Here is a 21,627-nt window from a genome sequence, read left to right on the forward strand (position 1 = left end):
ATATTTTGCGAAAACGCCGCCCCTCGCAGGGCGGCGTTTTTATTTCTCGGCCGTCGTATCGACCGGCTTTCGAAACGCCTCGGCCAGATCGCCGGGCAGCGGGCGCTTCAGGTTGATGCCGTTCGGCGGTATCGGCGCATTGAACCATTTATCGTAGATTTTTTCGATTTCGCCGCTCTCATAGATTTGCCCCAACGCTTGGTTGACCGCGTCCCGAAAACCGGTATCGCCGCGGCGAAGCATCAGGCCATAGGGCTGCGGCGGGGCGAGATATTCGTTGGAAATAGAATAGTCGTCCGGCTTGCCTGTTTCAGCGACGAAGGACCGCAGAAGAATATCGTCCATCACAAAGGCGGAGGCGCGGTTTTCCGTTACCATCTCGAAACCGCCCTCAGTGCTGTCATTCTGCAGAACGGCGACGTTCAGCCCCAGCTTGCGGTTGAGCACATTCAACTGGCTGATATTGATGGTTCCGGTCGTTACCACCACGGTGCGGCCAGCAAGATCGGCAACCGTGTTCAAGCGGCTGGATTTCAGCGCCACATAACGCGTGCCGGTGATGAAATGGCTGTAGGAAAACCACACCGCCTTGCGTCTTTCTTCCGTATTGGTACTCGCCACGCATTCCATGTCGATCGTGCCGTCATTGAGAAGCGTAATGCGGTTGCTGGGGGTGCGTTTGACGAAGTCGATCTTCAGTTCCGGCAAGCGCAGTTTCTTCTTGATGGAATCCGCCACCCTCAGGCAAAGCTCGATGCTATAGCCGATGGGTTCTGCGCCGGTGCCGAGATAGGAAAAGGGAATATTGTGATCGGCATAACCCAGCCGGATGGTGCCGGTTCTGACAATGGTTTCGAGCGTCGGCGGCTGGCTGTCTTCACTTGCCGCGTGGGTGGATAAAAGACTTAAAATTCCGAATGCAAGCCCCAATGTCGATCTCTGCATCGCGCATCTCCAGCTAAAATGATCTGCCAAAACATGTCTTCATAAAATGCAGGTGGGAGGGAGCGCCCTCAGTCACGATATTCAATCGGATGTTCGTAGGCCTGTTTCAAAGTAGCCGCCATCGGCAGATTCAGGTTCATACTGTTGGGCGGAATGGGCTTGGTGAACCATTTTTCATAGAGGTCGTGAATGGCGGGACCGGCGAAAATCTGCTTGAGGCTCTCGTTGACGGCGGCCTTGAAGGCCGGATCGTCGCGCCGGAAAACCAGCCCATAGGGTTCTGGTGCGCTCAGCGTTTCCTCTGATAATGCATAGAGGTTCGGGTTTTCTGACGTCGCAGCCAGGGCTGCAAGCAGGATGCCATCCATGACGAAAGCGGAGGCCTTGCCGGCAACGACGAGTTCGAAGGCCTCCTCGTTGGTTTTCGTCGGCATGACCGAGATATTGAGGTTCTTTTCCCGGTTTATGGCATTCAGCTGTTCGATATTGACGGTGCCGGAAGCGGAGGTGACGGAACGGCCAGCCAGATCGGCAAGGCTTTTCAGATTGTCCTGCCTGCGCGATAGAAACTGCGTTGCGGTCATGAAATTCGGATAGGAGAAATCGACGATTTTCCGGCGCTCACTGTTATTGGTCGTGGCGGCGCATTCGATGTCGATCTGGCCGCTGCGGACGAGAATGAAGCGGGTGGCGGGCGTGGCTTTGACATATTCGAGGTCAAGCCTGTCGAGCTTCAGCTTCTTTCGGATATCCTCACTGATCGTCCGACAGAGATCGGTCGAAAAACCCGTCACTTCCCCATTCGGCAGCTGGTAGGAAAAAGGCGGCTCGGCTTCGCGATAACCGATGCGGATTTTTGCGGTCCTGGCAATCTGCTGCAGCGTGTCGCCTTCGCTGGCGGCCTGCAGCGGGGTGATGGGGGCAAAGCATGTGACGAAAAGGCAAAATACCGCAAGACGCATGTTATTTCCTTTTGGCCGGCGGCCGGTTTCTTAAATCGCTTTTTGTGGCGGGTTATAGGTTTCCTGTATCGGACGCCCGGTGTCGCGCAGCGACTGACCGTCCCCGCCACCAAACCCGTCTTTCCCGGCCGGCGTGATGATGGCGCGATTTTTGAGGATGTGCGCAAGTGGCGCCGGTTCGGCGAAATAATAACCCTGAGCCTCGTCGCACCCGCAAAGCTTGAGTGCGGCGACCTGTTCACTGTTTTCCACGCCCTCGGCGGTCACCTTCAGGCCGATCTGATCAGCCATGTCGATGATGGTGTTGACGATCGCCGAACACATGGGATTGGTGGGCAGGCCGGAGACGAATTCGCGGTCGATCTTTATCTTGTCGAAGGCCACATGGGTCAGCGTGCTCAAACCGGCGTAACCGGTGCCGAAATCGTCAAGGGCGAGACGAACACCTCTTTCTTTCAGCAGCTTCAAGGCTCTGGCGCTGCTGTCCCGCTCCAGCATCGCCGTTTCCGTCACTTCCAGCTCCAGCCGTTCCGCCGGAAAACCGGATGTTTCAAGGGCGCGATCGACAACGGGGACGATGTCGTCATTGCCGAGCTGGACGGCAGAAAGATTGACGGCGAGCCTGATGTCCTTCGGCCAGGCCATGGCATCCATACAGGCCTGCGCCAGAACCCATTCGCCGAGCGGCTTGATGAAGTTGTTTTCTTCGGCAATGGCGATGAAGCGGTCCGGCGTTATGAGGCCAAGCTTGCTATGCCGCCAGCGGGCAAGCGCTTCATAGGCGACGATGCGGCCGCTCTGCAGGTTGACCACGGGCTGGTAATGCAGCTCGAATTCGTGGTTTTCGAGGGCGGATTTCATATCTATTTCCAGCGCGTGCTTGTGCTGCGCCGCCATGTCCATGCCGGGCTCGTAAAAAACGAAAAGGCCGCAGCCCATGGATTTGGCGCGGTAAAGTCCGAGATCGGCCTGCTGCAGAAGCTGGGTGGCTGAGGTTCCGTGATCCGGCGCGCAGGCGATGCCGATGCTGGTATCGACGCTGATGTCGCTGCCTTCAAGATTGAAGCTGCGTGAGACCGCGTGCACCACCCGCTTTGCCAACAGGGCCGCATCTGCCCGGTAGTCGTCGCTTCCCGCCTGAATGATGGCGAATTCGTCGCCACCGAGCCGGCTCACCATGTCGTTTTCACCGAGCACGGAGGAAATTCGCGAAGCAACGGCCACCAGCAACGCATCGCCGGCGGCGTGGCCGAGCGTATCATTGACCGCCTTGAAGCGGTCGAGGTCGAGCAGCATGACGTTGAATGGCTGGCCGGATGCGGCGAGATGGTCGAGACGGTTTTCCAGCGTTTTCCTCAGCAATACGCGGTTGGGAAGACCGGTCAGCGCATCGTGATGCGCCATATGTTCCAGCTGTTCCGCCATATCCCGTATCTGCCTGAGGCGCCCGCGTTCCAGAACCGCTTCGCGCAAGGTTTCGATAGCCGTTGCCATGTCGCCGATCTCGTCTCTGCGTTCCTGAAACGGCGTGACAATATCGGTTTCCTCACGGGCGATCCGCAGTGTCGCCTGCACCAGAGCCGGAACGGGCTTCAGGAAATGCCGGGCGATCACCGTTACGAGAACGCCTGTGACCGTCAGCACCACGATCAGCGCGGCGAGCGAATTGTAGATCAGCTTGCGCTGCGCGCCGTAAAGCGCATCCGAACCGCCGATACTGACGGCAACCGCACCAATCGGCTTTTTTGTCTCCGTGCTGATGATCGGCAGCAGGCCGATATAATGACTGGACTCACCAATGGTCGCAAAGCCGGTGGCAAAACGTGCCGCCACACCATCCTTGGCGAAAATGGGATCCGTCGCGAGCGGCTTTTCAGCGTCATCTGTGGCGTTATCGAAGGCTGCGGCGATTTGTCTGAAGCCGGCATCGGTCTCGTCATAGCGGAAAAGCCAGACGGCATTTTTGGTCTGTGCGCCGATGAGGGCGAGAACATCGCTGGGATTGAAGCCGGTAACGAGAATGGATTCGTCGTCGCCGATCGGCTTGTCGGTCAATATGCCGTTGACCTGGCCGCCGTCGTCGGCGGTAACGCTGACATAGGTATAGATGCTGCGCAGCGTCGCGCTGGCGATCTGCGAATTGACGCGGGCCTGATTGAGCCATTGCTCGCTGGCGGCGGCAACGAACATGTACCAGCCGACAAGCGCACCGATGCTGTAGGCGAAGATCACACCGCCCAGAAATATCAGGGTTATCTTGCTGGCAAGCGAACGGCGGCGCGAAAACCGGCCATTTTCCGGCTGCGTCGTTAAGTCAAGCGTGTGGCCGGGTTCAGTCTGTCTATCTATCCCCCGATAGGCAGTCTCTTCCATTCGCGATATTCCCCCGCGATGTCGCGTTATGATTGTTTTATGGAATTTTTATAGGGCATGCATTTCAATGCTGTCTGCTAAATAATTCAACAAAGTTTAGATGCGATTAAGAATTAATCCGTCTTTTTATAGTCGTCTCTTATATAAGGCGCTGCTTGCCTACACCCCGGGTTGAAAAAACCGGGTGCTGGCGATTATATTCTGTGGCGACGCCACCAAGACTTTATGACACGCTTTACGTGTTCTTCAAGGTGGATTCCCGGCTGCATGGGGGCGAAATTGACCTTGCCAAGGAGCGGATAAACGGCATGTTGTGCGCAACATGCCGGTTTCAGGGAAGATATCATGGCTCACAGGGGCAAGAACATCGCGCAACTTTCGGTTCTCATCCAGAGCGGCCATCTCGATACACGTAGCTTGGTGGAGGAGACGCTCGATGTGATCGGTAAGGACGATGACCAGGCGATTTTTATCTGCCTGACGGCAGAGCGCGCCATGGCGGAGGCGGAAGCGGCATCGAAACGTATTCGCGAAGGCCGCTCCTGTGGTGTACTCGATGGCATTCCGGTGGCATGGAAGGATCTTTTTGATCTCGCGGGCGTGGCAACCACTGCCGGATCGACGGTGCTGTCGAACGATGCGCCTGCTGCCCGTGATGCAGATGTGGTGACGGCGCTGAAGCAGGCGGGCATGGTCTCCATCGGCCGCACCAATATGAGCGAGTTTGCTTTTTCCGGTCTCGGCATCAATCCGCATTATGGCACGCCGCGCAATCCCGCCTCACAGGATGGCCATCGTTTGCCCGGCGGTTCGTCTTCCGGTGCGGGTGTGGCTGTGGCCGCCGGTCTCGTGCCGGTGGCGATCGGTACGGATACCGGCGGATCGGTGCGCATTCCCGCCGCCTTCAACGGCGTGGTAGGCTACAAGGCAAGCCGCGGCCGTTATTCGATGCGCGGTGTTTATCCCCTGGCGAAAAGCCTTGATTCACTTGGGCCACTCACCCGCACCGTGCAGGATGCCGTCTGGGTGGATGCGGCCATGCGCGGCAAGGCCACGGCTGATGTGGCGCGCTCACCTCTTTCCGGCCTATCGCTGGTGGTGCCAGAGACAGTGTTTTTCGATGCAGTTGAGGATGGCGTTGCGGCTGCTTTCGAGCAGGCGGTGGAGCGGCTTGTTCGCGCCGGTGCTAAGGTGCGGCGGCAGGCATTTCCGATCTTTTCGGAACTGTTCGATCTTATCAGGCAAAAGGGTGCGCTGGTAACGGCGGAAGCTTTTACCCTGCATAAAGCCCGGCTGGAAGGTGCGGATGCCGCACGCATGGACCCGCGCGTTGTTGCCCGAACGAAGCTTGGCGCAAATATCTCCATGCCCGACTACATCGCCATTATCGAGGCGCGCGAACGCATGACGGCGGCGTTTATGGGCATGATCGGCAAGGACGAACTGCTGGTGTCACCGACATTGCCGCATGTGGCCGCACAGGTCGCGCCGCTTGTCGATGATGACGATGCCTTCTTTGCCATGAATGCGAAGACCCTGCGTAACACCCAGATCGGCAATTTTCTCGATCTCTGCGGTGTTTCCATTCCGTGCGGAACAGGCGAGGCGGGAATGCCCGTGGGGCTGCTGCTCTCCGGCCTGCATGGAATGGATGAGGATGTGCTGGGTGTTGCGATGGCTGCGGAAGAGATTGTGCGGGGTTGAGGGGCAGTTTCATCCCCTCTTGTTGTCGGCAACGTAAAAACCTGTCCTCGGTCATCCTCGGGCCTGTCCCGAGGATCCGCTGCCGATTGATTTTTGATGCGTGGTTAGATCCTCGGCACAAGGCCGAGGATGGCGTCGCGTGGGGAGAGGACTCCCGACAATCTCACCGCGCCGCCCAGTTGGCGCCGCGGCGGAACATGGTCTTCATCTGCGGCACGGAAAATTCCTTGGCCTGATGGCCGAGCGCCGAATAGAAAACCCGGCCCTTGCCGTATTTGCGTTTCCACACCACCGGCATCACCACGCCGTCGATCCACCAGGCATGATCGCCGGTGAATTTCGTCGTCGCCAGCACCTCGTTGGAGGGGTCGACATGCATGTAATATTGCTCCGACGTGTAGGGAAAATCGGAAATTCCCTCCATCAGCGGGTCATCGGGGCGGGTGATGTTGACGTGATAGTCGATGATATTGCCGGGATGGGCGACCCACTGGCCGCCGATCATGAACTGATATTCGACGCATTCGCGGAAACTGTCGCCAGCACCACCATGGAAACCGGCAATGCCGACACCGTTTTCGACGGCGGCGGTGAGGTTCTTGATCTCTTCCTTCTCGATTTTCGACATGGTGACGATGGGCACGACGAGGCTGAGATCATGCACCGAAGGATCGGCAAAAGCCTCGGTTGAGTGCTCCACATAGACTTTGAAACCGTCTTCCTCCAGCATGTCCTTGACGATGGTGGCGCATTCCTGTGGCTCGTGGCCGCTCCAGCCGCCCCAAACGATGAGTGCTTCACGCATTTATTTCCTCCTCCGGATTATTGGATGACTTGGTTATTTGCCGAGCTGGCCGTCGACCAGCGATGTTTCCAGCGGAGCAGGGCGCTCCGCCTTGGTGGTGATGGAAACGGCGGTGCCGCTGTCCGATGCCGTCTGGAAGGCTTCCATCACCTCCAGCACATGCAGGGCGAGATCGCCATTGGCGCGGTGCGGGCGGTTTTCGCGGATCGCATACGCCATATCAGCGACGCCGATGGAGCGGTAGTTACCGTCGGCATAAGGCGACGACAGTGCCTGCGGCTCGAACTGGCCGCCCTTTTTCAGCAATTGCACCTCGCCGCCGAAATGGTTGGGATCGGGCACGAGCAGCGTGCCTTCCGTGCCGTAGAGTTCCAGCGGCACATGTTTGTGGCCTGCCACATCGAAGCTCATACCCACCTGCACCACGGCACCATTCTGGAAGGCCAGCACGCCGGAAACATGGGTGGCGACATGGACGGGGATTTTCTCGCCGTTCTTCGGCTCGCTGGTGATGAGGCGCTGATTGCGCGGCGCGATGGCAAAACCAGCCACCTTGGCGACCGGACCGAACAGGTTGACGAGATCGGTAATGTAATAGGGTCCCATATCCAGCATCGGGCCGCCGCCAACCTCGTAATAAAAGGCCGGGTTGGGGTGCCAACGCTCATGGCCGGGGCACATGAAGGTGGCCGTTCCGCCGACTGGCTGGCCCAGCACGCCCTCATCGATCAGCCGGCGTGCGGTCTGGTGGCCGCCGCCGAGGAAGGTGTCGGGGGCCGAGCCGATGCGCAGGCCCTTGGCTTTTGCCGCATCCGCGAGGCGTTTGCCTTCGGTGAAATTGATGCCGAGCGGCTTTTCGGAATAGGCGTGTTTGCCGGCGTGCAGTGCGCGCAGGCCCACCTCCACATGCGCCTTGGGGATCGTCAGGTTGACGATGATCTCCACGGAGGGATCGGCCAGCAATGCGTCGATGCTTTTTGCCTGAAGGCCGAATTCATCGGCCCGCGCCTTTGCAGCCTCCTCGTTCATATCCGCCAGTCCGCGAATGTCGAGAATGGGAAACGACGCCATGGCCTTGAGATAGGCGCTGGAGATGTTGCCGCAGCCGATGATGCCGATACCGACCTTGTTCATGTGATTTCCTCCCGTAAATCAGAAATGCCGAAGCCCGCTCTCAACCCTGCCGGCTAGAGCGCCGGCCCTGTTGTGTTCCATGGCGATTCGTAAAGCTCGTAAAGCGCGACGGCTGCAGCCCCTTGCGCCCATAATTCATCGCTCGCAACGTCGAAAACCAGTTCCGCGACGCCGGCCAGCGAAGGCGGCACGGCGGCGTTGTAACTGTCACGGATGCTGGCAATGAAGGGTTCGCCAAGTTCAAGGCTGGAGCCGGTGATGATGACGCGTGGCGGTGCAAACAGTGTAACGATATTGGCAAGTGTCAGGCCCAGTGCCGCGCCGGCGCGCAGGGCTGCCGCAATGAGATCGTGATCTTCGGCCGCAATCAGCGCATGGGCATGCTGCATGCCGCGACCAAGCCGGATGGCCTCGGCAAATCGCCCGTCCACCGGGCGCGAGCCTAAAATAGCGTTTTCACCCGCCTGGCTCGCCAGCCGGACTGTGCCTTCATTGGCAAGGCCGATGACGAGGTCGCCGAGATTGTGGCTGAGGCCGCCGGCACCACGGAACAGCTGATTCTGGTGCAAAACGCCAAGCCCGAGCGTCTGTTCGAGCGAAATCAATACCATGTCTTCCAGATCGCGCGCATGGCCGAACCAGTGGTGGGCAAGCGTGATGGCGTGGGCGTCGCTTTCGATGATGGTCGGCGAGCTCAGCCGCGACGTCATTTCCTCGGCGAAATTGACATTCACTTCACGCAAAATCGGGCTGCTGCGGATTTTCCCGGTGCGATGCTCGATGACGCCGGGAAGGCCGAGGCAGACCATGTCGACATCTTCCAGCGACAGACCGGCATCGACCACGCAGCGCCGCACGCCGTCCTCCACCAGATCGGCAATGACGCCGATCGGCTGGCGATCGACACGGATCGGCAGGGCGAGGGTGGATAGCACATTGCCGCAGAAATCGGTGACGACGAAGACCATGCGGCTTGCGGCGATCTTGGCACCCACGACGCGGGCAGCATCCGGGTTCAGTTCCAGCATCACCCGCGGCCTGCCGCGCGCGCCTTCTGTGCGGATATCACCGAGATGACGGGTCAGAATCAGTCCGTCATCAAGCAGCGAGGCGGTAATCGCCGAAACGGTGGTGGTGGAAAGTTGCGTTCTTTCGCTGATTTCCACCCGCGAGATCGGCCCATGGCGGCGGATGCTGTCCAGCACGCTTAGCCTGTTGATCGCGCGCATCAATTCTGGGTCTGCGGTCTTCATGGTGTCCTGCTGCGATCGATGCCGGTTCGAGAACCGATTTATGTCGGGTTGCGGATTAAATAACGGTGTAGGGGAGGGGTGTGTCAAGCGGTTCGCGCAAAAAATCGGCATAGTGCCTTGACATTGAGCGAGGCCTAATGTGAATTAATCCGCATTGGGGAATAAATGAGGAAATCCCCGAGGGAGGATCATCATCATGACGATTTGGCACGCAGGCGCAAGCCTGAGCGGCAGGCTGACAGGCTTTGCCGCAACGACAAGCATCGCTCTCATGCTCGGCGCGGCCAGCGCCTCGGCCGCAACGGTCGTTAAATGGATGCATGTGGAACTGGACCCGAAAGCCGTGGCCGTCTGGGAGGAGATTGCCAAGGATTTCGAGACCAAGCACCCTGATGTGGATGTGCAGCTGCAATTCCTGGAAAACGAAGCCTTCAAGGCGAAATTGCCGACCCTCTTACAGTCCAACGACGTACCGGATTTCTTCTATAGCTGGGGCGGCGGCGTTCTTGAGGAGCAGTCCAAAACCGGTGCGCTGAAGGATTTGACCGAGGTTTTCGACGCTGACGGCGGCAAGCTGCGGCAGGCCTATAATGCATCCGCAATCGACGGCTTGTCCTTCGATGGCAAGGTCTGGGCCGTGCCTTACAAGGTCAGCCTCGTCAGCTTCTTTTATAACAAGGCGCTGTTTGCCAAGGCCGGTGTGAAGGCGGAAGACATCAAGAGCTGGGACGATCTCGGCGCCACGGTCAAGAAGATCAAGGAAGCCGGCATCGTGCCGATCGCCGGTGGCGGCGGTGAAAAATGGCCGATCCATTTCTACTGGAGCTATCTCGTCATGCGCAATGGCGGGCAGGCCGTGTTCGATGCCGCCCGCAAGGGCGAGGGCGAAGGTTTCATGGATCCGGCCATCATCAAGGCAGGCGAACAGCTGGCCGAATTCGGCAAGCTGGAACCCTTCCAGCCCGGTTATCTCGGCTCCACCTGGCCGCAGGCGCTTGGCGTCTTCGGTGATGGCAAGGCGGCGATGATCCTCGGTTTTGACAATACTGAAGCCAACCAGCGCAAAAATGCCGGTGACGGCAAGGGCCTTGCCGCCGACAATATCGGCCGCTTCGCATTCCCCGCCGTCGAAGGCGGTGTCGGCAAGGCCACCGATACGTTGGGCGGCCTGAATGGCTGGGCGGTCACGAAAAACGCCTCCAAGGAAGCGATCGATTTCGCGACATTCCTGACCAGCAAGGAAAGCGAAGAGAAGATGGCGGCTGCCGGCATGATCCTGCCGGTTGCGAGCGGGGCGGACGGCGCGGTCAAAAACCCGCTGCTGGCGGATTCGGCCAAGCAGCTTGCCGGTTCCACCTGGCACCAGAACTTCTTCGACCAGACGCTGGGTGCTGCCGTCGGCCGCGTCGTCAATGACGTCTCCGTCGAGATTGTTTCCGGCCAGATGAGTGCGGAAGAGGGCGCCAAGCAAATCCAGGATGCTTTCGAGCTTCGCTGATTGTCGCCTGCGATGCGGCTGCCGCGTTAAACCGCGGCGCCGCGATATCTGCACAAAAGAAAGCGGATAGAGATGACGGATATTTCCATGACTTCTGCGTCCATACCGGCGCGCGGCGCAACGAAGACAAAGCGCAAGCAAAGCTCGGTCGCACATGACCGGGCGCTGACCCTGCTGGTTTTCCTGCCGCCCGCACTTCTGCTCTTTACCCTGTTCGTCATCCTGCCCATGGGCGAGGCTGCATGGTACAGCCTTTACCGCTGGAACGGTTACGGCACGCCTACCGACTTTGTGGGCCTGAGGAATTTTCAGGTCCTGTTCGGCAATGCCGCCTTTTCGCAGGCGCTGCTCAATAACGGCCTCATCATCCTGATTTCCGTGTTGATCCAGATTCCGCTGGCGATCTGGCTTGCCATGATGCTGGCGCATCGCATTCCCGGCGTCGTCGCCTTCCGGCTGGTTTTCTTCCTGCCCTATGTGTTGGCGGATGTCGCAGCCGGTCTGATCTGGCGTTTTGTTTATGACGGCGATTATGGCCTGTTTGCCGCCATCTCCAATTTCTTCGGCTTTGCCAATCCTTATGTGCTGGCTGACAAGGATGTGGCGATCTATGCCGTGCTCGGCGTCATCGTCTGGAAATATTTCGGCTTTCACATGATGCTGTTCATCGCCGGACTGCAATCCGTCGACAAGAACGTGCTGGAGGCCGCCGAAATCGATGGCGCTTCCGGCTGGCAGAAATTCCGTTATGTCACGCTGCCGATGCTCGGCTCCACCGTTCGCCTCTCCGTCTTCTTCGCGGTGATCGGCTCATTGCAGCTGTTCGACATGATCATGCCGCTTACCGGCGGCGGCCCGTCCAACTCCACGCAAACCATGGTCACCTTCCTCTATACCTACGGCGTCATGCGCATGCAGGTGGGGCTTGGCAGTGCGGTGGGCGTCGTTCTCTTCATCATCTGCGTGACGCTCGCCTTCGGTTATAAAAGGATTTTCATGCGCCATGACTGACACATCCACCTCCGTCCGCATGCCGCTGCAAACGAAGCTCTATCTCTATATATCGCTGAGCCTTATCGCGGCCATCGTGCTCATCCCCTTGCTCACCACCGCACTTGGCGGCTTCAAGACGCTGGGAGACCTGCGCGTCAACCCGTTCGGCATCCCGGCTGAATGGCAATGGGCCAATTACGGCGATATCCTTCTTGGCAAACGTTACTGGCTGCAAATCTTCAATTCGCTTGTCATCGCCCTATTGACGGTGTTCCTGACGCTTACCGTCTCGGCCATGGCGGCTTTCACCTTCGCGCATGTGAAGTTCTTCGGCTCGTCCTTCCTGCTCAATTATTTCCTGCTGGGGCTGATGTTCCCGGCGGCCACCGCCATCCTGCCGCTGTTCATCCGCATCCGCGATCTGGGCCTCTTGGATACCTATTGGGGTGTGGTGCTGCCACAGGTGGCCTTCGGGCTGGGCATGAGCATTCTCCTGTTCCGCAATTATTTCCGCAATCTGCCGGAGGAGCTGTTTCAGGCCGCCTTCGTGGATGGCTGCGGATATCTGCGGTTCTTCTGGCACATTTCCATGCCGCTTTCGCGACCCATTGTCGCCACCGTCGGCATCGTTTCCTTCGTCGGCAGCTGGAACAGCTACATCCTGCCGCTGATCATGCTGAATTCGGAATCGAAATATCCCTGGCCGCTTGGCATCATGGTCTATCGCGGTGAATTCGGCACCGAATGGCAGCTGGTGCTCGCCTTCATCACGCTGACGATCCTGCCGACCGTCATCGTCTTCTTCCTTGCACAGAAACACATCATCGCGGGCCTGACGGCCGGTGCCGTCAAATCGTGACTTGAAAGGAGCAAAACATGGCTTCCGTCGAACTTAAGGATATCCGCAAGTCCTATGCCTCGCTTGATGTTATCCACGGCATCTCGCTTGATATAGCGGATGGTGAATTCATCGCGCTGGTCGGCCCTTCCGGTTGCGGCAAGTCCACGCTTTTGCGCATGATCGCCGGGCTGGAGGAGATTACCGATGGGGACATCCTAATCGGCGGCACCGTCGTCAACTCCATGACCCCGCGTGAGCGCAACATCGCCATGGTGTTCCAGTCCTATGCGCTTTATCCGCATATGACAGTGGCCGAAAACATGGGCTTCAACCTGAAGCTCGCCGGCCAGCCGAAAAACGTCATCGATGAGCGCGTGGCGGAGGCCGCCCGCATGCTCGATCTCGGCAAGCTTCTGGATCGCAAGCCCTCGCAGCTTTCAGGTGGCCAGCGCCAGCGTGTCGCCATGGGCCGCGCCGTGGTGCGCAACCCGGCGGTCTTCCTGTTCGATGAGCCGCTGTCCAATCTGGACGCCAAGCTGCGCGTGCAGATGCGCAGCGAAATCAAGGCGCTGCATCAGAAAGTTGGCACGACGTCGATCTATGTCACCCATGACCAGATCGAGGCGATGACGCTGGCGGACCGGGTGGTGGTGCTCAATCACGGTCGCATCGAGCAGCAGGGCACGCCGCTGGAACTCTACAAGACGCCGGCCAATCTTTTCGTTGCTGCCTTCATCGGCTCGCCGGCCATGAACCTCATCGAAGGTGTGGTCGATGGCGAGGGCGATCAGCCCGCCGCCCGGTTGAAGGATGGAACCGCGATCCGTATTGCCGCGACACGCAAGGTCAAGCGCGGCCAGCCTGTGACGATCGGGCTTCGCCCCGAACATATCGGTTCGACCATCGGTGGCGATATCTCGCTTTCCGGCCGCACCGTGCTGGTGGAGCCGACGGGGGCGCAGACCCATGTGGTCTTCGAACTGGCGGGCGATCAGGTGACGGCCGTGGTGGATGGCGAGCAGCCGGTGAAGGTCAACACACCCTTTGCCGCCACCGTGCATCATGAGCGTGTGCATGTGTTCGACAGGGCAAGTGGGCTGGCGCTTTAAACCTATTTCGCTTTTTTAGTGAAATAGCGAAATTCTCTTGCCCTTCCGCTTTTGGGGCTTGTCTGAAAATTACGAGCGGTTAGCTTGGCGCTGGGAGTCAAAGCGGTTTTACCGCTCAACTGTATCGATACAGGGAGGTTATTTTATGAGAACGATCAAGGGACCGGGTCTTTTTCTCGGCCAGTTTGCCGGTGATGTCGCCCCCTTCAACAGCTGGGATGGCATTACCAAATGGGCGGCGGAAAAGGGTTATGCCGGCGTGCAGGTTCCGACCTGGGCCGGGCAATTGATCGATCTCAAAAAAGCGGCGGAATCGAAGGATTATTGCGATGAGTTCGCCGGCGTGGCGCGCCAGAACGGTGTGGAAGTCACCGAGCTTTCCACCCATCTGCAGGGCCAGCTGGTTGCCGTTCATCCCGTCTATGACGAGGCATTTGACGGCTTTGCAGTGCCTGAAATGCGCGGCAATCCCAAGGCCCGGCAGCAATGGGCCGTGGAGCAGGTGAAGCTGGCGCTGAAAGCCTCGAAAAATCTCGGCATCAAGGCACATGCGACCTTTTCGGGCGCTCTCGCTTGGCCCTTCATCTATCCTTGGCCGCAGCGGCCGGCCGGTCTGGTGGAAACCGCCTTTGACGAGCTGGCAAAACGCTGGACGCCGATCCTTGATTATGCCGATGAGCAGGGTGTGGATGTCTGCTACGAAATCCATCCCGGCGAAGACCTGCATGACGGCGTGACCTTCGAGATGTTTCTGGAGCGGGTGAAGAACCACAGCCGCGCCAACATGCTCTACGACCCCTCGCATTACGTGCTGCAATGCCTCGATTATCTCGATAATATCGATATCTACAAAGACCGCATCAAGATGTTCCACGTCAAGGATGCGGAGTTTAACCCGACAGGCCGGCAAGGCGTTTATGGCGGTTATCAGGGCTGGGTGGAGCGCGCCGGCCGCTTCCGTTCGCTGGGCGACGGGCAGGTGGATTTCGGTGCGGTCTTCTCGAAAATGGCGGCCAATGATTTCGACGGCTGGGCCGTGGTCGAATGGGAATGCGCGCTGAAACATCCCGAAGACGGCGCCCGCGAAGGGGCGGAATTCGTTAAGGCGCATATCATCCGCGTCACGGAAAAAGCCTTTGACGATTTCGCATCAAGTGGCACCGACGATGCGGCCAACCGCCGTATGCTGGGGCTTTAAGAACATTTCCAGGAAAAGTGTGAAGCGGTTTTCCGTCCGGAAATGCGCTCAAAAAATGCCGAGGAGATATTATGGCTATTGAAGGAAAGACAACCGACAAGGCGAACAGGCGCATTCGCCTTGGCATGGTCGGTGGTGGTTCGGGCGCATTCATCGGCGGCGTCCATCGTATGGCAGCAAGGCTCGACAATCGCTTCGATCTGGTGGCGGGGGCCTTGTCCTCAACGCCGGAGAAATCCCTCGCTTCCGGCCGCGAGCTGGGGCTTGATCCGGAGCGTTGCTACGGCTCCTTCGAGGAAATGGCCGAAAAGGAAGCGTTGCGCGAGGACGGCATCGAGGCGGTGGCGATCGTCACGCCCAATCATGTGCATTATCCGGCCGCGAAAGCCTTTCTCGAGCGCGGCATCCATGTCATCTGCGACAAGCCGCTGACCTCTAATCTGGAAGACGCCAAAAAGCTGAAGGACGTGGCCGACAAGGCTGATGCGCTGTTCATCCTCACCCATAACTATACCGGTTATCCGATGGTGCGGCATGCGCGGGAACTGGTGCAGTCCGGCGCGCTCGGCACGATCCGTCTGGTGCAGATGGAATATCCGCAGGACTGGCTGACGGAAGCGGTGGAACAGACCGGCGCGAAACAGGCGGTCTGGCGCACCGATCCGGCACAATCCGGCGTCGGCGGCTCCACCGGCGATATCGGCACCCACGCCTATAATCTCGGCTGCTTCATTTCCGGTCTGGAAGCCGATGAACTGGCAGCGGATGTCCACACTTTCGTCGAAGGCCGCCGGCTGGATGACAATGCGCATGTCATGCTTAGGTTCAAGGCTAAGGACGGCAAGCAGGCCGCCAAGGGCCTGCTCTGGTGCAGCCAGGTGGCGGTTGGCCATGAAAACGGTCTGAAGATCCGTGTTTATGGTGACAAGGCGGGTATTGAGTGGACGCAGGCCGATCCGAACTATCTGTGGTTTACGAAGCTAGGCGAGCCGAAGCAGCTGATCACCCGCGGTGGTGCTGGCGCCGGGGCAGCCGCCGCACGTGTGACCCGCATCCCGTCAGGGCACCCGGAAGGATATCTGGAAGCCTTCGCTACCATCTATACCGAGGCAGCGCATGCCATCGAAGCCCGTCGCACCGGCTCGCCGCTGGACAAGGCGGTGATCTATCCGACCGTCGATGACGGTGTAAAGGGTGTTGCTTTCGTTACTGCCTGCATCGAATCCGGCAAAAACAATGGCGGCTGGGTGAGGCTGTAGGACTGGATACGACGTTACCGCGCCATCTTCTCCCCGCCCGGGGCAGAAGATGGCGCGGGGTCGATCACTAAATGAGCGGCATATCGATCGCTGGCCGTTTTATCGTCCCAGATGCTGCTCGCCGCGCTTTTTCGCCAGCTCGATCTGCTGCTGGCGATCGCGGAAACGCTGGCGGTCCTCTTCCGTGCGGTCGTCGTAACAGCTCGGGCAGGAAACGCCTTCCTCGAATTTGGGTGACAGGCGTACGTCCGGTGTGATCGGGTTGCGGCAGGCGTGGCAGAGCTGATGGTCACCTTCGGCAAGACCGTGCACCACCGAAACGCGCTCATCGAAGACGAAACAGGCGCCTTCCCAGAGACTTTCTTCTTCCGGTACCTCTTCCAGATATTTCAGGATACCGCCCTTGAGGTGATAGACCTCATCGAAACCCTGCTCTTTCATGAAGGCGGTGGCCTTCTCGCAGCGAATGCCGCCGGTGCAATACATGGCGATCTTCGGCTTGTTGTGCAGGCCGGGATTGTTCTTCACCCAGTCGGGAAACTCGCGGAAGGTCTTGGTCTTCGGATCGACCGCACCCTTGAAGAGGCCGATGGCGGTCTCGTAGTCATTGCGCGTATCGATGAGGATGGTGTCCGGATCGGAGATCAACGCATTCCAGTCCTGGGCCTCGACATAGGTGCCGACGATGCGGTTCGGATCGATATCCGGCACGCCCATGGTGACGATCTCTTTTTTGAGCTTCACCTTCAGCCGCACGAAAGGCATGTGCGAAGCGCGGCTTTCCTTGTGCTCCAGCGCGGTAAATTCCGGCTGGGCGCGCAGGAAGGAGAGCACGGCGTGAATGCCCGTATCCGGCCCGGCAATCGTGCCGTTGATGCCTTCAGCGGCAAGCAGCAATGTGCCCTTGACGCCGTTTTTCTGGCAGAGCTCGAACAGCTGTTCGCGCAGGCTCTCGAACCGAGGCAGGCGGGCAAAATGGTAAAGTGCTGCCACAAGGAAATCACCAGAGACTTCCGGGCGGGGGAGAATGGTCGTGTCGGTCATGGGCGCTGAAATACAGCGACGGCGGCCGCAAAGCAATATTTATCCGCCGCGGCCAGCATTTTGAAAATCGTCAAATATCAAGCGATGTGGGGGGAAATGAGGGCGGTTTGTGCCTCGAGTTCCGTGTTTGGAAGACGGCAAAACCTCTCTTCCGTCATCCTTGGGCTTGACCCGAGGATCCACAACCCGACGTACCATGGATCCTCGGGTCTAGCCCGAGGATGACGGAGCGTATGGCTTTGCCGCTGTCAATAAGTCGGGCCATGCCATTGTTTCTCATCCTATTTCGCCGCCTGCTGCCACAAGAGGCCGATGATGCGGCTTTCGGTGCGGGCGGACTCGGAAAAGACTTCGTCCGCCAGTTCAAGGCCTTCCGCGCGTAGCGCCTGCTGCCTTTCGATGATCGCATCGAGAAGAAGCGCCAGTCGTTCGCCATTGCCGAAACGGTCCGGTTCCCGGTCGGCAACGGCGGCGAGGACCGAAAGGTCATGCTCATGGCCGAGAATATCGACAAGCCGTTTGGTGTCGGCGCGCTTGGCGCGCATGGCGGAAGGCCAGAGGCGGCGCATGAGGCCAAGATGCATCCAGTGGGTCTGCCCCGCTTTGCGCAATTCGTGAAAATGCTCGACATCCGCCTGGTCGCGACAATCGGAGAGTGCTTTTCGCGCCTTCACCCGTTGTTTTGCCCAGCTGCTTCTCACCAGTCTGGCCGTCTTTTTCAGGTCATCCGGCAGGGAGAGGGCTTGAAGCCGTTCGTGTCCGGTCTCGCAGCCGGCGATCGCCGCCGCTATGGCGTCGTCAAGATCCACCTCATGGTTAAGGGCATCGTCGCGACGCTCGCGCAGCATTGCCGTGATCGATCGCAACGCCTCACCCTGCGCGTCGGAGAGCGCAAAAGCCTCGAGATATTCCGCCGTTTCCACCAGCGCCGTCGCATCCCGTGCAAAGGCGAGTGAACGGGCGATATCGCGAAAACGGGCATTCTCCTCGCGGCTGAAATCGGGCGCCGCCTTGCGGATGAGGCGGTAGAGCGCCCGCAGCCGCTTGAAGCGCTTGCGCGCATCGTGCACCGCCTCATGTGATCCGGAGGGCTGGTCGCGAAGGATGGTGATCGCGTCCTTAATCAGCTCTAGCCCGGCGCGGCGGATTTCGTCGCCAAAGGGCTTTTTCGGATCAATCCTGAAGGGCATCCGGCAGGCCTCCACTTGAACAGTCCATGGCGAGTGACTGGTTGGAGAAGCGACGGTCACCCGTCACCTCTTTCCCGAGCCAAGGAGGCAGGTCTGGGTTGGCATTCTCATCGTTCATTTCGACTTCCGCGACGACCAGGCCCTGATACCGGCCCTCGAAAACATCGATTTCCCAAGTGAAGCCGCCATGATCAACGGTGTGACGCGTCTTTTCTATCACCACACCCGGTGCGCTTGCCATCAGCTCTTCCGCGTCCTGGAGGGGAATGGAATATTCATATTCGTCGCGGACAAGCGCGCTTGCGCCTATCTTGATGGTCAGTGTCGCATCACGCCCATTGACGATCCTGACCCGGACCGAACGATTTTCCAGCGAAGCGACATATGCCTGCCGGAAAGCCATGCTATGCGTCACCTCATCGCGCCATTCACCGCCTGCAACAAGAAACTTCCGTTCAATTTCCTTGGCCATGCTGTCTCCGCAAACTGGTGCGCCAGATTATCGCAAGATGATGTCGCGAAGAAGCGAATTGATTGAAGTATCTGGATAAAAAATGGCCCTGCCATGCCTCGACATCATAGCCGGGGCAGGCTAATCGGTAAACGGGATTTCAATCGTTTCAATCGTTTCAATCGCGCAAGGGAGGCTCATCTTGGCCCAGGACTCCGAAAAACTTCTTTCCATCCTCAAACTTCAGCCGGTCGTGCCGGTGCTGATCGTGGATGATGCCGCTTCCGCCGTGCCGCTGGCGCGCGCTTTGGTCGCGGGCGGCCTGAAGGCAATCGAGATCACCATGCGCACCCCGGCGGCACTGGATGCCATCCGTGCGGTAGCGGCGGAAGTGGAAGGCGCCAATGTCGGTGCCGGCACCATTCTCAACGCCCGGGATTTTGAAGCCGCAGCCGAAGCAGGCTCCACCTTCATCGTCAGCCCCGGCATCAATAAAAGCGTGCTGGAGGCGGCGCGCGGTTCCAACGTGCCGTTGCTTCCGGGTGCAGCCACCGCCAGCGAAGTCATGGCGCTGCGTGACGAGGGTTACAAGGTCCTGAAATTCTTCCCCGCCGAACAGGCTGGCGGTGCGCCTTACCTCAAGGCCCTGTCGTCGCCGCTCGCCGGCACGGTGTTCTGCCCGACCGGCAGTGTTTCTCTGAAAAATGCCAATGACTATCTGTCTCTGCCGAACGTCGTCTGCGTCGGCGGCTCCTGGGTCGCACCGCGCGAACTGGTGGCGACCGGCGACTGGGCTGGCATCACCAAGCTTGCCGCTGAAGCGGCCGCCCTGCGCGGCTGATTGACATTACTTCAAACCCGTTCACGAAGGCGTGAGCGGGTTTGACATTTATATTCGCGCCGCGGCTTCCTATCTCACCTGTAGATTTTGACCTTTACAGGAGATTTTGATGTTCGACGCCAAGAAGCTTCTTGAACAATTCCTCGGCTCGCAGGTGCCGGGCCTTTCGGGAAGCGTCCGTGACAGAGCCGGGCAGGCCGCCGATATCGCCAAGAACAATCCCCTCAAGGCAGGTGCTCTCGCCGCCGCCATTCTGGGCACCAAGACCGGCCGCAAGCTCGCCGGCAATGTCGCCACTATCGGCGGTGTCGCCGCCATCGCCGGCCTCGGTTATCTCGCCTATAAGAATTACAAGTCCGGCCAGGCTCCGGAAGTCGCGCCGAAACCCGAGCCGGAGCTTCTGGCGCCGCCCGCTGATTCCGCCTTCCATCCGCAATCGCCCGCTCTTTCCAATGATTTTGCCCTGAAACTCATTCAAGCGATGATCGCTGCCGCCAAGGCCGACGGTCATATCGATGAAAAAGAGCGCGCCAATATCATGGACAAGGTGCAGGTCTCCGGTCTCGATACGGAAGCGGAGCGGTTCCTGGAAAAGGAATTGGCCGATCCGCTGGATATCGATGCGCTGGTGGCCGCCGCCCGCACGGAAGAACAGAAGGTGGAGCTTTATACCGCCTCGCGGCTTGCCATCGAGGCCGATACGCGCGCGGAGCGAGGGTATCTCGATCTTCTTGCCGGGCGGCTTGGGCTGCCGGATGCGCTGGTGGACCACATTGAAGCGACGGTGGTGGCGGCGAAGGTTTGAGGTTAGGTGGCCTGGGGCTTGAGCATGAGGGTTTGAGCGAGTGGGTCACCCCCCTCTGCCCTGCCGGGCATCTCCCCCACAAGGAGGGAGATCAGCCAGTAGGCGACGTCCGCTCACTCGCAACGTCGGAGATGGCCGAGAGGTCGCCGCGTATCGATCTCCCCCCTTGTGGGGGAGATGCCCGGCAGGGCAGAGGGGGGTGACCCACACCCGCCAAGCCGGCAAGTCGCGCCTCACATGCACTGTTGTCATCCCATCCCGCTTGCCCTAATCCTTGTCCCAGACAATGGGGAAGAGAATGCGCGATCTGAGTGATTTCAAGGGATGTCCGGCACCAAAGCCGGTGGTGTTGAAGGGCCGTTACGTGACGGCGGAGCCGTTTGATCGTGACAGGCATCTCGCAAAGCTCTGGGCCGCACTTGGCGGTGAGGGCGTCAATGCACTTCTCAAATATTTCCCGCAAAACGCCTTTCCCGGTGCCGACGCCTTTGGTGATTGGCTGATCGGTGCAGGGCAAAAACTCAACTGGGTTACGCTGATCTTCGTGGAAAATGCCAGCGGTGATGTGGTGGGCATGGCGAGCTACATGCGGCCTGATCCTGCCAATGGTGTGGTCGAGGTCGGTTCCGTCGCCCATGGCGGCAGGATGAAGCGCTCGCCTTTATCCACTGAGGCGCATTACCTGATGGCGAAACATGTTTTCGAGGATCTGGGTTACCGCCGCTATGAGTGGAAATGCCACAACGAAAACGAGCCCTCCAAGATCACCGCGAAACGTTATGGTTTCACCTTTGAGGGCGTCTTCCGTCAGCATATGATCTCGAAGGGTGAGAACCGCGATACCGCGTGGTTTTCCATGATCGATGGCGAATGGCCGCTGATCGGCAAGGCCTTTGAAATCTGGCTTTCGCCGGAGAATTTTGCAGATGACGGGGCGCAGAAGCGCAAGCTCGAGGATATCCGTGCGGAGCTTGCCAATGGCTGAGAAGAAGGATTGGTCGCCGGCTTTAGCAGCCGCCCTCATCATCATCGGCTTCGGGCTGGTGTTCTTCGTCATGCCGAAAATTATGCTGTGGCTGGGTGATTATTCACCCTGGCTTGCGGCTGCCTTCGGCACGGTTGCGGTGCTCTGTTTCTTTCTGGTGTTCTGGCTGCGCGCGCGTTACCAGCGCCGTCGTGACGGTTAGAGCACCCAAGTACTTTAACTCTTCTGTTTTAACCA

At 59.0% G+C, this 21,627-nt stretch carries 20 protein-coding genes; 11 read left to right on the forward strand and 9 right to left on the reverse strand.

The annotated features are described in order from the left end of the window. Positions 1 to 39 precede the first annotated feature (39 nt). From CFBP6623_RS23080 to CFBP6623_RS23090, 3 genes are all read right to left on the reverse strand, one after another. Positions 40 to 945 (reverse strand): amino acid ABC transporter substrate-binding protein, encoded by a 906-nt coding sequence (locus CFBP6623_RS23080; RefSeq protein WP_080842952.1) that lies wholly within the window; start codon positions 943 to 945, stop codon positions 40 to 42. 68 nt (positions 946 to 1,013) lie between these two features. Next, positions 1,014 to 1,907, reverse strand: a complete 894-nt coding sequence (locus tag CFBP6623_RS23085; protein ID WP_080842953.1) for an amino acid ABC transporter substrate-binding protein — start codon at positions 1,905 to 1,907, stop codon at positions 1,014 to 1,016. A gap of 30 nt (positions 1,908 to 1,937) precedes the next feature. Then, positions 1,938 to 4,280: an EAL domain-containing protein gene (locus CFBP6623_RS23090; protein WP_052820686.1), complete on the reverse strand. Its 2,343-nt coding sequence runs from the start codon at positions 4,278 to 4,280 to the stop codon at positions 1,938 to 1,940. 345 nt (positions 4,281 to 4,625) lie between these two features. Between CFBP6623_RS23090 and CFBP6623_RS23095 the strand changes: the two genes are divergently transcribed. Further along, positions 4,626 to 5,984, forward strand: coding sequence for an amidase (locus tag CFBP6623_RS23095; protein WP_080842954.1), 1,359 nt, complete (start codon positions 4,626 to 4,628; stop codon positions 5,982 to 5,984). A gap of 163 nt (positions 5,985 to 6,147) precedes the next feature. Here CFBP6623_RS23095 and CFBP6623_RS23105 read toward each other — a convergent pair whose 3' ends face one another. The 3 genes from CFBP6623_RS23105 to CFBP6623_RS23115 are packed head-to-tail and all read right to left on the reverse strand — an operon-like array spanning position 6,148 to position 9,176. After that, the gene (locus CFBP6623_RS23105) at positions 6,148 to 6,789 is read right to left on the reverse strand and encodes a ThuA domain-containing protein (protein WP_003523774.1); all 642 of its coding nucleotides are present in this window, start codon (positions 6,787 to 6,789) and stop codon (positions 6,148 to 6,150) included. A gap of 33 nt (positions 6,790 to 6,822) precedes the next feature. Then, positions 6,823 to 7,923: a Gfo/Idh/MocA family protein gene (locus tag CFBP6623_RS23110; protein WP_046802069.1), complete on the reverse strand. Its 1,101-nt coding sequence runs from the start codon at positions 7,921 to 7,923 to the stop codon at positions 6,823 to 6,825. 53 nt (positions 7,924 to 7,976) lie between these two features. Beyond that, positions 7,977 to 9,176 carry an ROK family transcriptional regulator gene (locus CFBP6623_RS23115; protein WP_052820683.1) on the reverse strand — a complete coding sequence of 400 codons (1,200 nt, stop codon included), beginning with the start codon at positions 9,174 to 9,176 and terminating at the stop codon, positions 7,977 to 7,979. A gap of 196 nt (positions 9,177 to 9,372) precedes the next feature. Between CFBP6623_RS23115 and CFBP6623_RS23120 the strand changes: the two genes are divergently transcribed. From CFBP6623_RS23120 to CFBP6623_RS23145, 6 genes are all read left to right on the forward strand, one after another. Beyond that, positions 9,373 to 10,674: an ABC transporter substrate-binding protein gene (locus tag CFBP6623_RS23120; RefSeq protein WP_080842955.1), complete on the forward strand. Its 1,302-nt coding sequence runs from the start codon at positions 9,373 to 9,375 to the stop codon at positions 10,672 to 10,674. Positions 10,675 to 10,746: 72 nt separating this feature from the next. Beyond that, positions 10,747 to 11,685, forward strand: a complete 939-nt coding sequence (locus CFBP6623_RS23125; protein WP_046802066.1) for a carbohydrate ABC transporter permease — start codon at positions 10,747 to 10,749, stop codon at positions 11,683 to 11,685. Continuing rightward, complete coding sequence (locus CFBP6623_RS23130; protein WP_046802065.1) at positions 11,678 to 12,526, forward strand: carbohydrate ABC transporter permease; 849 nt, start codon at positions 11,678 to 11,680, stop codon at positions 12,524 to 12,526. Before CFBP6623_RS23125 ends, CFBP6623_RS23130 begins: the two co-directional genes overlap by 8 nt. A 17-nt stretch (positions 12,527 to 12,543) precedes the next feature. Beyond that, on the forward strand, positions 12,544 to 13,617 hold the full coding sequence (locus CFBP6623_RS23135) for an ABC transporter ATP-binding protein (RefSeq protein WP_046802064.1): 1,074 nt from the start codon (positions 12,544 to 12,546) through the stop codon (positions 13,615 to 13,617). Positions 13,618 to 13,762: 145 nt separating this feature from the next. Then, positions 13,763 to 14,815, forward strand: coding sequence for a sugar phosphate isomerase/epimerase family protein (locus tag CFBP6623_RS23140; RefSeq protein ID WP_052820680.1), 1,053 nt, complete (start codon positions 13,763 to 13,765; stop codon positions 14,813 to 14,815). A 71-nt stretch (positions 14,816 to 14,886) separates the two neighbouring features. Then, entirely contained in the window at positions 14,887 to 16,074 is a 1,188-nt protein-coding gene (locus tag CFBP6623_RS23145) for a Gfo/Idh/MocA family protein (RefSeq protein WP_080842956.1), read from the forward strand. Between the two features lie 99 nt (positions 16,075 to 16,173). On the opposite strand, the gene CFBP6623_RS23150 is transcribed toward CFBP6623_RS23145, so the two are convergent. From CFBP6623_RS23150 to CFBP6623_RS23160, 3 genes are all read right to left on the reverse strand, one after another. Beyond that, complete coding sequence (locus CFBP6623_RS23150) at positions 16,174 to 17,118, reverse strand: rhodanese-related sulfurtransferase (RefSeq protein WP_080842957.1); 945 nt, start codon at positions 17,116 to 17,118, stop codon at positions 16,174 to 16,176. A 281-nt stretch (positions 17,119 to 17,399) separates the two neighbouring features. Continuing rightward, entirely contained in the window at positions 17,400 to 18,308 is a 909-nt protein-coding gene (locus CFBP6623_RS23155; RefSeq protein ID WP_080842958.1) for a CHAD domain-containing protein, read from the reverse strand. Continuing rightward, entirely contained in the window at positions 18,292 to 18,780 is a 489-nt protein-coding gene (locus CFBP6623_RS23160) for a CYTH domain-containing protein (protein ID WP_052820676.1), read from the reverse strand. Before CFBP6623_RS23160 ends, CFBP6623_RS23155 begins: the two co-directional genes overlap by 17 nt. A 181-nt stretch (positions 18,781 to 18,961) precedes the next feature. Here CFBP6623_RS23160 and CFBP6623_RS23165 point away from each other — a divergent pair, with 181 nt between their 5' ends. The 4 genes from CFBP6623_RS23165 to CFBP6623_RS23185 all read left to right on the forward strand — a co-directional run bounded on the left by CFBP6623_RS23165 (position 18,962) and on the right by CFBP6623_RS23185 (position 21,592). Beyond that, positions 18,962 to 19,600, forward strand: a complete 639-nt coding sequence (locus CFBP6623_RS23165) for a 2-dehydro-3-deoxy-phosphogluconate aldolase (RefSeq protein ID WP_052820675.1) — start codon at positions 18,962 to 18,964, stop codon at positions 19,598 to 19,600. Positions 19,601 to 19,709: 109 nt separating this feature from the next. Continuing rightward, positions 19,710 to 20,405, forward strand: a complete 696-nt coding sequence (locus tag CFBP6623_RS23170) for a tellurite resistance TerB family protein (protein WP_046802057.1) — start codon at positions 19,710 to 19,712, stop codon at positions 20,403 to 20,405. 298 nt (positions 20,406 to 20,703) lie between these two features. After that, positions 20,704 to 21,390, forward strand: coding sequence for a GNAT family N-acetyltransferase (locus CFBP6623_RS23180; RefSeq protein ID WP_080842959.1), 687 nt, complete (start codon positions 20,704 to 20,706; stop codon positions 21,388 to 21,390). After that, positions 21,383 to 21,592, forward strand: a complete 210-nt coding sequence (locus tag CFBP6623_RS23185; RefSeq protein ID WP_046802055.1) for a hypothetical protein — start codon at positions 21,383 to 21,385, stop codon at positions 21,590 to 21,592. Before CFBP6623_RS23180 ends, CFBP6623_RS23185 begins: the two co-directional genes overlap by 8 nt. The last annotated feature ends 35 nt before the right edge of the window (positions 21,593 to 21,627 follow it).

The organism is Agrobacterium tumefaciens (assembly GCF_005221385.1).
In the GTDB taxonomy this organism is placed as follows: domain Bacteria; phylum Pseudomonadota; class Alphaproteobacteria; order Rhizobiales; family Rhizobiaceae; genus Agrobacterium; species Agrobacterium tomkonis.